Here is a 13654-nt window from a genome sequence, read left to right on the forward strand (position 1 = left end):
AACTTCGTTTGAAATAATTTTTCAAAAAGCTTTGAAGTGTAATGAATCTTCTGAAGGAACTTGAGGTAGCGATCAATGCTTCTCTTGAAGCTGGAAAAATTTTAATGCGCTATTTCAGTGAGAAAAATTATAATGTCAGATACAAAAGCAAATCAGGTCGCGGAAGTCCCGTCACAAGTGCTGATGTTGAATCAAATGAAATTTTGAAAGATAGAATTCTTTCCATTTTCCCAAATGATGGGTGGCTTTCGGAGGAAACGGTAGATGATATGGCAAGATTGGAAAAGCAAAGGGTTTGGATCGTTGATCCGCTTGATGGAACAAATGATTTTTTGAAAGGTATCCCTGAATTTGCGGTTTCAATTGCGCTTGTGGAGATGAACGAACCTATGCTTGGTGTGGTTTACAATCCAGCAACTAAAGAACTTTATTTTGGTATTAAGGGAAAAGGTTCATATCTATTGCGGGATTACACAGAAGAGAGGTTAGCATTTGATTCCTTGGATGTGTATAAAAATTCTTTGATACAAGTGAAGAGTTCAATTGAATCATTTGATAGAGTTTCAATTATCGTTAGCAGGAGGGAAATTGAGCAAGTTGATTTTATAAAAGATCTCATTGAAACATTTGGTGTTGCAAAGTTTATTGAAAGCATCGCGTACAAAATAGTGAATGTTGCAGGTGGTTGGGCGGATGCTGTCGTGAGTGTTTTTAACAAGAGCGAGTGGGATCTCGCAGGAGCTCATCTAATTGCAGAGGAAGCTGGTTTGAAAGTGACAGATTCATATGGAGAGAAAATTTTTTATAACCAGAGAAATGTCAAAAGAAATGGCGTTATAGTTGCAAGCGAGGAGTTACATGATAAAATTTTAAATTTCATCAGGGGAACAGAGAAGGGCAGAAGTTAATTTTAAATTTTAAAGTTGAAACAAAGATGGAGTTAGATTAAATGTTGAAGCTTCTGCTTCTTTTGGGCGTTATCTTTATACTTTCATTTCGTAGCATGGCATATGATGGAAGAGATACTTTAAAAGCTAAATACGGAAGCATAAATATAAATGGGAAATTTTACAATCTTGATCCAAACTTCAAGCGTGGGAAATTTTCCGTAGTTTTTCCATTTATTGCGAAAAGAATCTTTGAGGCTATATTTGGAGGTGGGAACGAGAGGAAAAGCTGTGATTTTCAGATTGTTAAATTTGATAATAAAATTTACGAACGAAGGAATCCCGAAAATAAAATAACTTGGGTTGGTCATTCAACATTTCTCGTTCAAATGGATGGTGTTAATTTCATTACGGATCCGGTTTTCAGCGATAAAGTTGGTCCGTTTAATAATAAAGTTGGTTCAAGAAGATATGTCCCGCCAGCTTTTGAAATTGAACGACTTCCCAAAATTGATTTTGTCATAATTTCTCATAATCATTATGACCATCTTGATATCTTTAGTTTGAAGAGGATTGTTGAGTTAAATCCCGATGTTAAAATTTTTGTGCCGTTGAAAGTAAAGAAGTTGCTTGATAGTGAAGGGATAGGGAAAAATGCTGTTGAGCTTGATTGGTGGGACGAGTTTGAGTTTAAAGGTTTAAAGATCATATTCACTCCGACACAACATTTTTCAGGTAGATGGATAGACGATTCAAATGAAACATTGTGGGGTGGATATGTCGTGATTGGAAGAAAAAGGTTTTATTTTGGTGGTGATTCTGGTTATTTCTTTGGTTTTAAATTAATTGGTGAAGTATTCGGTCCTTTTGATTTAGTTTGCCTTCCGATTGGATCTTATGAACCCGCTGAGATGATGAGACCAGTGCATATGAATCCAGAGGAGGCAGTTAAAGCTTATCTTGATTTGAAGGGAAAAATCTTTTGTCCAATGCATTGGGGAACTTTTGACTTGTCCGATGAGAGATGTGATGAGCCACCGAATAGGTTAATGAATTATGTTAAGAAGTTGAAACTTGATGAGGGTAATTTCAAGGTTTTCAAACACGGTGAGACGCTGAAATGGTAAATTTGCTTTTTATTTTTCTCTTTGTTAAATTTTAGGCGCAAGATTTCGTTCTTTAACGGTTTTGTCGACCCGTGGGGGTGCTTCCCGAAAATTTCGGGAGGCTGAGAGTATACCCCTTGAACCTGATCTGGGTAATGCCAGCGTAGGGAAACGGGTCATAGATTGAGAAATTAAACTAAAGCCGTTTTTCCCTATGCTGATTTTGTGGAAAAACGGCTTTTTTATTGTTTACATCTACTTTTTACCCACCTCTCAGCTAATTCCCACCCCCACGGAATTTGAAATCCAAAACAAAAAATCAAAAAAGCCATGAAGAAACTACTAACTTTCTTCTTTCTATTTCAAATCTTCGCGTTTTCCTTGCTCGCCCAAAGCAAAATAAAAGGTTATGTTTTTGATAATGAAACGGGCAAACCGCTTCCCAACGCAAATGTTTATTTGGAAAATTTACCTTTCGGCTCAGCAACTGATCAAAATGGTTATTTTGAAATAACTAATGTTCCAGCTGGAAGGATAAACATAGTTGCGAGTTATGTTGGTTATGAAAAACAAAGGAGAATAATTGATTTAGCACCTGAAACAGAGATAAGTTTGACTTTTTATCTCAAGCCTACCGTGCTTCCATCTCAAACTGTTGTCGTCACTGCCTTGATAGCAACGGAGCGGGAATCTCCAGTTGTTTTTTCAAATCTTGAAAAACAAAAGATAAAAGATTTTTACACGACGCAGGATGTGCCGATTTTACTTTCAGAGCTTCCATCTGTTTTATCTTATTCTTGGTCAGGAAATGGAATAGGATATAATTACTTAAATCTTCGTGGATTTGATCAGAGGCGAATTTCTGTTCTTGTAAATGGCATACCTCAAAATGATCCAGAGGACCATGGTGTATATTGGCTTGATATGCCAGATTTGCTTGCAAGCGCTGGAAGTGTGCAAGTTCAGCGCGGAGCTGGAAGCGCATTTTACGGTCCTCCAGCGATTGGTGGATCTGTTAATATCATAACTTCAAACTTTTCACTTGAGCCCAAAATTTCATTTTTCACAGGTTATGGAAGTTATAACACTAAAAAGCATTCAATTGCTATAAATTCTGGTTTGATTCAGAACAGGTACTCACTTTACAGTCGCCTTTCTTATATTGCGACCGATGGGTATAGGGAAAAATCATGGGCAAGATTTCCTGCGTACTTTTTCAGCGCGACAAGATATGACGAGAACATGACAACACAAATAAATCTTTATGGCGGACCGTTTGAAGATCACCTCGTTTATCGTGGTATTCCAAAGGCATGGGTTAAGGACAAGAACAAAAGAAGAGCAAACTTAAATTATATGGATGTCACCACAAGGGACGATGAAATTGAGAACTTCAGCCAGCCACACTATGAACTTTTGCATGAGTTAAGGTTGAACGATAGATTAATTATTAACAATACTTTGTTTTATATCCGAGGTGTTGGATTTTGGGATATGGACGCTTCTTGGGCTGATACAATTTATTTCCGTCTCTCAAGCCCATATGCTCTTAAATATGGTTTTTCAGTACCTTCAAAAAACCCAGGCGAAGCAATAGCGAGATATTTTATTGATTTGAATCAATGGGGATGGCTGCCGAGATTAACACTTAAACATGGGAATGGTGAATTAACAGTTGGTGCTGAATTCAGGATTCATAGAGGATTACATTGGGGCAAGATCGTCTGGGCACAAAATCTACCTGAGAAATTGCCAAGTGATTATAAATTTTATCAATATAACGGAGCAAAAGATATAGTTTCGTTTTATGTCCACGAGTTTTACAGAATTAAGCCAGAATTGAGGATAATGGCGAGTTTGCAGTTCGTTTACAACAGATACAAACTTTATGACGAAAAAGAGTTTTATGACTATGTTTCAAGAAAATGGGTAAGCAATGATTTCAGTGTTCCATTTTACTTCTTAAATCCAAAGATCGGCATAAGTTATGATTTGACGAGAAACATAAACATATTTGGAAGCTTCTCAATCACAAGTAGAGAGCCAAGCAGAAGAGACCTATATGATGCAAGCGATGGATATTGGTATCCATGGGGAAAGAAACCAAACTTTGAAGTGAAGCCCGATGGAAGTTATGATTTCTCAAAGCCGCTTGTTAAACCAGAACGACTCTTTGATGTTGAGTTTGGCGGAGGATATTTCACAGAGAATTATAAATTTACAGCAAACTTTTACTACATGGATTTCAAAGATGAACTCGTGAAAAGTGGACAATTAAATATATTTGGTGATCCCATTGTTGGAAACGCGGAAAGAACAAGACATGTTGGAGTTGAGTTGACAGCTGAATTGAAAGATTTATTAATTGAAGGGTTAGAGATAAATGGGAATGCAACGATAAGCAGAAACAGAATAATTAAACACGGTGTTTATGTTTGGAAAAATCCATATACTGGGGAATCATATTCAACTCCACAAAGAATTTCGCTTGATGGGAAGAGAATCGCTGGATTCCCAGATTATATTGGTTCCCTTAGGTTATCTTATAGAAAAGAAGGATTGTTGGTTTCAATTCTTGGAAAATATGTTGGTGATTTTTACACAGACAATTTCAATCTCATCCCATCAAACAATGTTGGAAAAATTGACAGAAAGGTTGATGCCTACACTGTGTTTGATCTGACGGTTGGATATAAGTTTGATAAAGTTTTAGGCTTTAAAAATGTTGAGTTAAAACTGCAAGTAAATAATCTTTTCAATGCGCTTTACGCCGCTTCTGGCGTTGGAGATGAATTTTATCCAGCTGCTGAGCGAAATTATTTTGTAAGTATTGGTTTTGAGTTATAAATTAATTTAGTTTTATTTGCCCACCCTTCTTTTAAAGGGAGGGTGGGCAAGCTTATGTGAGTATAAAAAATAGACGGGTAAATTTAACTTTTGAAAGCAATTCTTATATGCAACGGTGATGCACCATCTCGTGATTTTTTAATGAAGATACTGGAGAATTACGATTCCATAGCTTGTGCGGATGGTGGTGCGAATCTAGCTTATAAATTTAAAATTCAACCCGATTTCATAATTGGTGATCTTGACTCAATTGAGGAAAGAGTAAAAAATTTTTTTCAGGGAAAGGGAAGCGAGATCATACTGGATACAGATCAAGATAGCACAGACATTGAAAAATCTGTTAAGTTTTTAATTAATCGTGGGTATACAAGTATTGACATAGTTTCTGCGCTCGGGGATAGAATTGATCATAACCTCGGAAATTTAAGCGTCCTTGTAAATTACCACAGAAAAGCAAAATTGAGAATAATTTGGGAAGATGGAGAGGTATTCTTCGCAACGGATAAATTTTCGTTTGAAGTAAACAAAGGTGATGTAATTTCGCTTATCCCGCTTGGTAGGAAAGCGCTCATTTCAAAAACGATAGGTTTGAAATTTAAGTTAAAGAACGAAAGTTTGGTTTTCAGCGGTAGAGGTGTAAGTAATGTTGCAGTGGCAAATAGAGTTTCAATTTATGTTAAGCGAGGAGGTGTTTTCGTTATAAGAAAAATAATTAGACAAAAGCTATGATGGTCAGCTTTGCTATAGAGGATATAGTGATTATCATATCATATTTTATCGGCGTTCTCTATATTGGTTTCAAGGCAAAAGGCGAAAATGAAAACGCAGTGGAAGAATATCTACTTGCCGGACGAAGTTTAACTTTGCCGATGTTTGTTGCTACGCTTGTTTCAACATGGTATGGTGGAATACTTGGTGTTGGTGAATTCACATATAAGCATGGTTTGTCTGTATGGCTTGTTTTAGGGTTGCCATACTATATCTTTGGAGCTATATTTGCTTTTGTGCTTGCTGGGCGAGTTCGTCGCTCAAAACTTTTCACAATACCAGATCGGCTTGCACAAGTATATGATAAAAAGACATCGTTCTTTGGAACAATTTTAACTCTTATCTTAGTTACACCTGCACCTTATTTTTTGATGTTGGGCGTTCTTTTTCAAATTATTTTCGGATTGGATTTGAAATTAAGCATAATTATAAGCACTCTTCTTTCGGTAAGTTACCTCTTTGTTGGTGGATTTAAATCTGATGTTTACACAGATATTTTTGAGTTTTTTCTGATGTTTGTTGGTTTTGGTTTGATACTTCCTTTCGCCTTCACAAAATACGGTGGTATTGATTTTATCGTTTCAAATGTTCCGAAAGAAACTTTAACTTTAACCGGCGGCAATTCAATTCAATATATAATTGCTTGGTTTTTGATAGCAGTATGGACGCTTGTTGATCCTGGATTTTATCAAAGATGTTATGCTGCAAAAGACGAGAAGACGGCGAAATACGGAATTCTCGTTTCCATTTTATTTTGGATGGTTTTTGATTTCATGACTATTACTGCAGGACTTTATTCAAAAGCGATATTGCCAAATCTTGATCAACCAGTTATGGCTTATCCACTGCTTGCTGAAGTTGTTCTGCCGAAGATAGCTAAAGGTTTGTTCTATGTTGGGCTCCTTGCAACGATAATGTCAACTTTAAACACGCTGGTTTTTATTTCAGCGGTCACAATTGGGAATGATATAATTTGGAAATTAAAGGGAAATCATGGCGAAGTAAACAAGATAAATTTCTATACCAGAATAGGACTTGTTATTACATCTGTGTCATCAATTTTGCTTGCGATTTACTTTCCTTCCGTTGTAGACCTGTGGTATATCATTGGAACTTTAACCATACCAGGTCTTTTAATTCCAGTGATCACGAGCTATTTTGAGAACTTAACCCCGACTCCGAAGCATGCTTTTTTAATAATGGTCTCTGGATTTATTTTTTCTTTCGTTTCATTTGTAATGGGGCAAATTTTTAAAACTCCTCTTGGGGAACCAAACTATCCATTTGGGCTTGAGCCAATGTTTCCTGGATTGATCGTTTCAATTTTGATCTACATTATTGGAAGGTTGTTTAGGGGGAAATTTGTTTTTTAAACCTGAAAATGTTATTTTTGTAAGCAAAAATTGAAAATTTAAAGGTAGGTCTCCGAAATGGCTCGTTTTGATGTGATCACAAACAGGACTTTTTCGCCGAAAAAAGAAGAAGTCATCAGTCAGAGAAAGTGGTATTTGATCAATGCGGAGGGACAAACCCTTGGCAGGTTGGCAAGCAACATTGCTAGGATTTTAAGAGGCAAGCATAAACCAATTTTTTCTCCTCATGTAGATTGTGGTGATTTTGTTGTTGTAATTAATGCTGAAAAAATTAAAGTCACAGGAAAGAAAGAGGAAAAGAAGTTTTATTTTAGCCATTCCGGTTATCCAGGTGGAGAGAAATTTGAAAGTTTGAAGGATCTTCTGAAAAGAAAACCTGAATGGGTGCTCTGGCACGCAGTTAAGCTTATGCTTCCCAAAAATCGTTTAGCAAGAAAAATGATAAGAAAACTCAAAATTTATGCTGGACCAGAACATCCTCACCAAGCCCAAAAGCCAGAGCCAATTCCTGAAGAATTGCTATTAAAGTAAAACAAAAATTAGGAATCAGAGAATATGCCTGCAGTCTCATATGATGCTGTTGGTAGAAGGAAAACATCAGTTGCGAGAGTTCGTTTGCTCCCTGGAACAGGAAAAATAATTGTAAATAAGAGAGATTTTGAAAATTACTTCCCGATTGAATCGCATAGGGTTGATATAATTCAACCGTTGGTTGTGACCAATACCTTAGGACAATTTGATGTTATTGCAAATGTTAAAGGTGGTGGTTTAACAGGTCAAGCTGGTGCAATTCGGCTTGGTATAGCAAGAGCTCTTTTGAAAGTTGATGAGACATATAGAAAAATCTTGCGTCAATATGGTCTTTTGACGAGGGATCCGAGAATGGTTGAGCGTAAGAAATACGGTCAGCCAAAGGCAAGAAAAAGATTCCAATTCTCAAAGAGATAAAATGTGGTTATTTGTGGATCTTGTGTTGATTATTTCAAGATCAAGAGAAACATTTTGAGCTGAACTTGGTTGCGATTTTGATTGACAAATAATTAACAATTACACATACTCTCCGAGTCCCAGGTAAAATGGGATAATCTTTGCGGGGGTGTTCAGGAAACTATTTCCTGAATCCCGCAAAGATGTGAGGAGAGTAGAGGTTAAAACCAAAAACTAAAATGGAGGAAATTTTATGCCAAGAGTTGAACTACAGCAGTTGCTTGAAGCGGGAGTGCATTTTGGACATTTGACCCGCCGTTGGAACCCCAAGATGAAGCCATTCATCTTCATGGAGAAGAATGGAATTCATATCATTGATCTGAAGAAAACTCAAGAATATCTTGATGTCGCATGTGAAGAGATCAAAAAAATCGTTTTACAAGGTAAGCAAGTTTTATTCGTTGGCACTAAGAAACAAGCGAGAGAAATTATCAGAACCGAAGCTGAAAGAGCTGGGATGCCTTATGTTATTGAAAGATGGCTTGGTGGGACATTGACGAACTTCGTTACGATACGAAAAAGTGTAAAGAAGCTTCAGAACATTGAGAAAATGGAAGCGGACGGAACGATTGATGAATTAACGAAAAAGGAAAGATTGAAAATCTTGCGTGAAAAGGAAAAGTATCAGAAGATTCTCGGTGGTATAAGAGATATGGTGACATTGCCCGGTGCCGTTTACATTGTTGATATTAAAAAAGAACATATTGCGGTTTCCGAGGCGAGAAAATTAAATATCCCTGTTTTCGCAATGCTTGATACAAATTGCGATCCTGATTTGGTTGACTATCCTATTCCAGCGAATGATGATGCCATAAAGTCAATTCAACTCATCACCAAAATTTTCACCGACGCGATCATTGAAGCGAAAGCAATTATAGAATCAGAAAAATCTCTTGTTGAAACCGAACGAAAGTAAAAACAAAAATTTGAAGGTCCAAAAATGGAAATAACTCTTGAACAAATAAAAGCATTGCGTGAGAAAACAGGCGCAGGCGTAATGGATTGTAAAAAAGCACTTATGGAAACAAATGGAGATATTGAGAAGGCGATAGAATATCTAAGGAAGAGAGGAGCTTCTGTTCTTGAGAAACATGCAAATAGGGAAACTAAGCAAGGTCTCATTGAAGCATATATACACGCAGGGGGTAGAGTCGGCGCAATCGTTGAAATCAATTGTGAAACGGATTTCGTTGCAAGAACTGAGGAATTTAAGCAATTAGCCAAGGATATAGCGATGCAAGTGACCGCTATGAACCCAAAGGTTGTAAGCCGAGAACAACTTCCCGAGGAAATTGTTAAAAAGGAATTTGAGATCTACAAGGAACAAGCTCTTGCGGAAGGAAAGCCTGAAGATGTCGCTGAAAAAATTGCGCAAGGAAAGCTTGAAAAATTTTTTGAAGAGGTATGCTTGCTGGATCAACCTTTCATAAAAGACCAAGGCAAGACGATAAGAGATTTGATCCATGAAGCGGCTGCTAAATTTGGCGAAAACATTGTCATAAGGCGTTTCGTGAGATATTATCTCGGCGAAAGCCTTGAAAAGTAAAAAAAGGTCTCAGGTCTCTCTGAGACCTTTTTTGTTTATTTAGAACAAAACAAAAACTTCAATTCAACATGGCTCAGCCAGTTTATAAAAGAATTCTTCTCAAGGTCAGTGGGGAAGCATTAATGGGAGATCGTGGTTATGGAATTGATCCTGTTGTTTTGAATAGATTCGCTGATGAAATAAAGGAAGTTCATGAGCTTGGAGTTCAAATTGGAATAGTAATTGGTGGTGGAAACATTTACAGAGGTGTTGATGCTGTAGCTGAGGGAATTGATAAGGTTGTCGGAGATCAGATGGGTATGCTTGCAACTGTTATAAATGCCCTCGCTTTGCAAAGCGTCTTGGAAAGAAAGGGTATAATGACACGACTTCAAACTGCAATTGCTATGGAACAAATTGCTGAACCATTCATAAGAAGAAGAGCCATAAGACATCTTGAAAAGGGAAGAGTTGTTATATTTGCAGCCGGCACAGGAAATCCTTACTTTACAACCGACACAGCTGCTGCTTTAAGAGCAATTGAAATAAAAGCAGATGTTATTTTAAAAGGAACTCGCGTTGATGGAATTTATGATTCAGATCCAGAACAAAATCCTACAGCGGTAAAATTTGATCAAATTTCTTACCTTGATATTTTAAAACTGGACTTGAAAGTTATGGATCTGACAGCAATCACGCTTTGCCGTGAAAATAGCCTACCAATTATAGTTTTCAATCTGAATATCCCAGGAAATCTCAAACGTATAGTTCTTGGTGAAAATATCGGGACGAAAGTTATCCATACTATTGAAGTTTCCACCACGAGATAAAAACAAAAAATGGCTTTGAACCATGACAGCCCCATCAACGATACCCGAGGTACTTAAAGATGCTGAAGAAAGAATGAAGAAGTCGGTTGAGGTAATAAGACAAGAGCTTGCAAGAGTAAGGACAGGCAAAGCAACAACTGCACTACTTGATGGGATCAAAGTTGATTATTATGGTCAGCATTTGCCCATTAACAAAGTTGCAAGTGTGAGTGTGAGCGATCCGCATACTTTAACTGTTACTCCGTGGGACAAATCGCTAATTCCAACGATTGAAAAAGCAATACTTGCTTCAGACCTTGGCTTAAATCCAACAAATGATGGAAATGTTATTAGAATACCAATACCTCCACTTACAGAGGAGAGAAGAAAAGAAATTGTCAAGCTCGTTAAGAAATTCTGTGAAGATGGGAAAGTAGCGATAAGAAATATACGAAGAGACGCGAACGAGCATCTGCGAAAGATTGAAAAGGAACAGCACATCTCCGAGGATGAGAGGAAGCGAGCTGAAGATCAAGTTCAAAAGTTGACAGATAAATATATCAAAGAAATTGATCTTCTCTTTGAGCAAAAGGAGAAGGAGATAATGAGCTTTTAAATTTATTTATGTCCCTCTCTAAAAAGACAATTAGAGAACAAGTCCTCGCGATTCGCAATTCGCTTGATCCGAATGAGGCGAGGAAAAAGAGCAATACAATTTTTCAAAACTTAAAAAACTTATCGGCTTTCAACTCCGCTAAAACAATTCATATTTATGTCTCGTCAAAGAAGAACGAAGTTGACACAATTGAAATTATAAATTATCTTCTTTCGCAAAGCAAAAGGGTTATAGTTCCGGTAGTTGATAAAGAGAACAAAATTTTGCGACATTCGGAGTTAAAAAGTTTATCAGAACTTGAAAGATCAACATTTGGAATACTTGAGCCGAGAGAATTAAGAGAAGTTGATATAAAAGAAATTGACCTTGTTATTGCTCCAGCAATTGCTGTTGATAGGAAAGGAAATCGCATAGGTTTCGGCGGTGGATATTACGATAAGTTTTTAAGTCATGTTGAGTGTCCAAAGGTCGTTCTCGTTTACAGTTTTCAAGTTGTTGATCAAATAGAGCCAACGCCAAATGATGTGCCTGTTGATTTTGTAATTACTGAGAACGAGGTTATAGACTGTGGGAAGATGAAACAATGAGGCATAATTAGCGTAGTCAAATATAGAAACTGAAAATAAAAATTAGGTTTTTTCAAATGAGGCGACTTTACAAATCAAGGCGTGATTGGATTATAGATGGGGTTTGCGGTGGAATCGGCGAATATCTTGGCGTTGATCCTGTCATCATTAGGATAATTTTTATTTTGCTTTTCTTCATGGGTGGTGTGGGATTATTACTTTATATCGCAGCTATGTTGATAATCCCGGTTAATCCTGAACATAAAGAATTAAAAGTTGAAGAGAAAAAGGGCGCGCAAACCCGTGGGAAAGGTTTTATTTTCATACTTGGCTTGGCTCTTATAATAGTTGGAGTTGGATTGCTTCTTGAAAATTTGGGGTTGCCATTTTGGCACTTTCTTAAAGTCGGAGCAAGTTACGCTTTCCCAATTTTGCTTATTGCAATTGGATTGTTTCTGATAATAACCTACTTACAGAGAGAACAAAGCAGTCAATCTATTGATAGTAGTGAGGTAAAATCCCAAGGTGAAAAGGAAGGCAACGAATCAGTGAAACGACTTTACAAATCCAGAAAAAATCGTATGATATTTGGCGTCTGCGGAGGGCTTGGCGAATATCTCAATACTGATCCAACAGTTGTAAGAATTCTTTGGGTTATACTTGCAATTTCATCGCTCGGTATTGCTATACTGCTCTATTTGATAATGGCTATAATTGTGCCTGAAGAACCGACATCTTAAGTAAAGTTAAGCACCATAAGTTTAAGTTCGGTCATTTCCTCAATAGCATATCTTAACCCTTCGCGTCCGAAGCCGCTGTCTTTTACACCACCATAGGGCATATGGTCAATTCTATATGTTGGATAATCGTTTATTATTACACCGCCAACCTCAATTTTTTCATACGCATAAAAAATTTTCTTGATATCGTTTGTGAAAACACCCGCTTGAAGGCCATATCTTGAGTTGTTCACTTTTTCAATTGCTTCTTCAAATGTATCATATTTCTCAAGCGTCACAACTGGGGCAAAAACTTCTTGACAACTTACCTTCATATCTGGCTTTACATCAATCAGGATCGTTGGCTCGTAAAATGTTCCGTTTCTTTTTCCACCTGTTAAGATTTTAGCTCCGCTTTGCACCGCTTCGTTGACCCATGCTTCTGTTTTTATCGCTGCGCTTTCGTCTACAAGCGGACCAACTATCGTATCAGGTTCAAATGGATTTCCAACTTTTAAAGATTTAGTTTCTTCAACAAATCTTTTCTCAAACTCGTTGTAAATGTCTTTGTTAACATAAATTCTTTGAACTGCGATGCAAGATTGACCAGCTTGACCAAAAGAACCTAAGGCAATTCTCTTAACAGCAAAATCAAGGTTGGCATCAGGTTCAACTACGACAGCAGCATTTCCACCAAGCTCAAGTGTGACTCTTTTCTTTCCAGCTATATTCTTTAGTTTCCATCCAATATCGGCGCTTCCTGTAAATGTTACCATCTTTATTCTCTCATCCCTTACAAGAAGTTCAATTTCATCGGATTTACACGGAACTAAATTAAAACCACCGACTGGATAACCTGATTTTTCTATTATCTCTGCCAACATCACGCTTACGATCGGGGCTTGAGATGATGGTTTTAAAATTATTGGATTCCCGGAGGCGATCGCTGGTGCAACTTTATGCGCGACGAGATTTAGAGGGAAATTAAAGGGAGTTATGGCAAGTATAACACCAATTGGAAATCTTTTTACGAAGCCTAATCTTTTTTCGGAATGTGAAGCAAGATCAAGCGGAATTATCTCTCCATTGATCCTTTTGGCTTCCTCGCTTGCAATTTTAAATGTGAAAATCGCCCTATCAACCTCAACCCTTGAAAATAAAATCGGCTTCCCCATTTCTTTTGTTATCATCGTGGCAAATTCCTCACGACGCTTTGATATCTCATTTGAAATGAATTCAAGTATCTCGGCTCTTTTGTATGAAGGCAATGTTTTTGTTTTTTCAAATGCGCTTTGTGCGGATATTACTGCGTCTTCAAGATCATCAGGTGAAGCAAGATAAACTTCACCAACTGGTTCGTTGTTGAATGGGTTGGTAATTTGAATTTTCCTTGGAGATGTTCTCCATTCCCCATTGATGAAGAATTTGTATTCTGGGACCATGTTTTAAAA

The 13654-nt window shown here is 37.2% G+C and carries 14 protein-coding genes and 1 riboswitch; of the genes, 13 read left to right on the forward strand and 1 reads right to left on the reverse strand.

Annotation, left to right across the window (positions count from 1 at the left end; all coding sequences use genetic code 11):
- Positions 1–41: 41 nt before the first annotated feature.
- The 13 genes from NZ923_01705 to NZ923_01765 all read left to right on the forward strand — a co-directional run bounded on the left by NZ923_01705 (position 42) and on the right by NZ923_01765 (position 12224).
- The gene (locus NZ923_01705) at positions 42–908 is read left to right on the forward strand and encodes a 3'(2'),5'-bisphosphate nucleotidase CysQ (GenBank protein ID MCS7228733.1); all 867 of its coding nucleotides are present in this window, start codon (positions 42–44) and stop codon (positions 906–908) included.
- Positions 909–949: 41 nt separating this feature from the next.
- Positions 950–2014, forward strand: a complete 1065-nt coding sequence (locus tag NZ923_01710) for an MBL fold metallo-hydrolase (GenBank protein MCS7228734.1) — start codon at positions 950–952, stop codon at positions 2012–2014.
- Between the two features lie 63 nt (positions 2015–2077).
- A riboswitch (TPP riboswitch) is annotated at positions 2078–2181 on the forward strand.
- 142 nt (positions 2182–2323) lie between these two features.
- Entirely contained in the window at positions 2324–4840 is a 2517-nt protein-coding gene (locus tag NZ923_01715) for a TonB-dependent receptor (protein ID MCS7228735.1), read from the forward strand.
- Positions 4841–4930: 90 nt separating this feature from the next.
- The gene (locus NZ923_01720) at positions 4931–5569 is read left to right on the forward strand and encodes a thiamine diphosphokinase (GenBank protein MCS7228736.1); all 639 of its coding nucleotides are present in this window, start codon (positions 4931–4933) and stop codon (positions 5567–5569) included.
- Complete coding sequence (locus NZ923_01725) at positions 5569–6981, forward strand: sodium:solute symporter family protein (GenBank protein ID MCS7228737.1); 1413 nt, start codon at positions 5569–5571, stop codon at positions 6979–6981. The genes NZ923_01720 and NZ923_01725 overlap by 1 nt, the downstream gene beginning before the upstream one ends.
- A gap of 57 nt (positions 6982–7038) precedes the next feature.
- Positions 7039–7512 carry a 50S ribosomal protein L13 gene (rplM, locus tag NZ923_01730; protein MCS7228738.1) on the forward strand — a complete coding sequence of 158 codons (474 nt, stop codon included), beginning with the start codon at positions 7039–7041 and terminating at the stop codon, positions 7510–7512.
- A 24-nt stretch (positions 7513–7536) separates the two neighbouring features.
- Positions 7537–7929: a 30S ribosomal protein S9 gene (gene rpsI / locus NZ923_01735; GenBank protein ID MCS7228739.1), complete on the forward strand. Its 393-nt coding sequence runs from the start codon at positions 7537–7539 to the stop codon at positions 7927–7929.
- 232 nt (positions 7930–8161) lie between these two features.
- Positions 8162–8884: a 30S ribosomal protein S2 gene (gene rpsB, locus NZ923_01740; GenBank protein MCS7228740.1), complete on the forward strand. Its 723-nt coding sequence runs from the start codon at positions 8162–8164 to the stop codon at positions 8882–8884.
- A 24-nt stretch (positions 8885–8908) separates the two neighbouring features.
- A complete protein-coding gene (tsf, locus tag NZ923_01745; GenBank protein MCS7228741.1) occupies positions 8909–9514 on the forward strand; it encodes a translation elongation factor Ts in 606 nt (201 codons plus the stop codon).
- Between the two features lie 68 nt (positions 9515–9582).
- Complete coding sequence (gene pyrH, locus NZ923_01750; protein MCS7228742.1) at positions 9583–10323, forward strand: UMP kinase; 741 nt, start codon at positions 9583–9585, stop codon at positions 10321–10323.
- Positions 10324–10345: 22 nt separating this feature from the next.
- The gene (frr, locus tag NZ923_01755) at positions 10346–10918 is read left to right on the forward strand and encodes a ribosome recycling factor (GenBank protein MCS7228743.1); all 573 of its coding nucleotides are present in this window, start codon (positions 10346–10348) and stop codon (positions 10916–10918) included.
- A gap of 8 nt (positions 10919–10926) precedes the next feature.
- On the forward strand, positions 10927–11505 hold the full coding sequence (locus NZ923_01760) for a 5-formyltetrahydrofolate cyclo-ligase (GenBank protein ID MCS7228744.1): 579 nt from the start codon (positions 10927–10929) through the stop codon (positions 11503–11505).
- A 56-nt stretch (positions 11506–11561) separates the two neighbouring features.
- Complete coding sequence (locus tag NZ923_01765; protein MCS7228745.1) at positions 11562–12224, forward strand: PspC domain-containing protein; 663 nt, start codon at positions 11562–11564, stop codon at positions 12222–12224.
- Here NZ923_01765 and NZ923_01770 read toward each other — a convergent pair.
- On the reverse strand, positions 12221–13645 hold the full coding sequence (locus NZ923_01770; GenBank protein ID MCS7228746.1) for an aldehyde dehydrogenase family protein: 1425 nt from the start codon (positions 13643–13645) through the stop codon (positions 12221–12223). The genes NZ923_01765 and NZ923_01770 overlap by 4 nt on opposite strands.
- Between the last annotated feature and the right edge of the window lie 9 nt (positions 13646–13654).

Origin of the sequence: Candidatus Kryptonium sp. (assembly GCA_025060635.1) — a bacterium.
Classification (GTDB): Bacteria; Bacteroidota; Ignavibacteria; order Kryptoniales; family Kryptoniaceae; genus Kryptonium.

Excerpts from the sequence above, each read along its gene's own strand:
- NZ923_01725 (MCS7228737.1), top strand. The coding sequence starts at position 5,569 with ATGGTCAGCTTTGCTATAGAGGATATAGTGATTATCATATCATATTTT.
- NZ923_01760 (MCS7228744.1), top strand. The coding sequence starts at position 10,927 with ATGTCCCTCTCTAAAAAGACAATTAGAGAACAAGTCCTCGCGATTCGC.
- tsf (MCS7228741.1), top strand. The coding sequence starts at position 8,909 with ATGGAAATAACTCTTGAACAAATAAAAGCATTGCGTGAGAAAACAGGC.
- NZ923_01715 (MCS7228735.1), top strand. The coding sequence starts at position 2,324 with ATGAAGAAACTACTAACTTTCTTCTTTCTATTTCAAATCTTCGCGTTT.
- NZ923_01770 (MCS7228746.1), bottom strand. The coding sequence starts at position 13,645 with ATGGTCCCAGAATACAAATTCTTCATCAATGGGGAATGGAGAACATCT.
- pyrH (MCS7228742.1), top strand. The coding sequence starts at position 9,583 with ATGGCTCAGCCAGTTTATAAAAGAATTCTTCTCAAGGTCAGTGGGGAA.
- rpsB (MCS7228740.1), top strand. The coding sequence starts at position 8,162 with ATGCCAAGAGTTGAACTACAGCAGTTGCTTGAAGCGGGAGTGCATTTT.
- frr (MCS7228743.1), top strand. The coding sequence starts at position 10,346 with ATGACAGCCCCATCAACGATACCCGAGGTACTTAAAGATGCTGAAGAA.
- rplM (MCS7228738.1), top strand. The coding sequence starts at position 7,039 with ATGGCTCGTTTTGATGTGATCACAAACAGGACTTTTTCGCCGAAAAAA.
- rpsI (MCS7228739.1), top strand. The coding sequence starts at position 7,537 with ATGCCTGCAGTCTCATATGATGCTGTTGGTAGAAGGAAAACATCAGTT.
- NZ923_01765 (MCS7228745.1), top strand. The coding sequence starts at position 11,562 with ATGAGGCGACTTTACAAATCAAGGCGTGATTGGATTATAGATGGGGTT.
- NZ923_01710 (MCS7228734.1), top strand. The coding sequence starts at position 950 with ATGTTGAAGCTTCTGCTTCTTTTGGGCGTTATCTTTATACTTTCATTT.
- NZ923_01705 (MCS7228733.1), top strand. The coding sequence starts at position 42 with ATGAATCTTCTGAAGGAACTTGAGGTAGCGATCAATGCTTCTCTTGAA.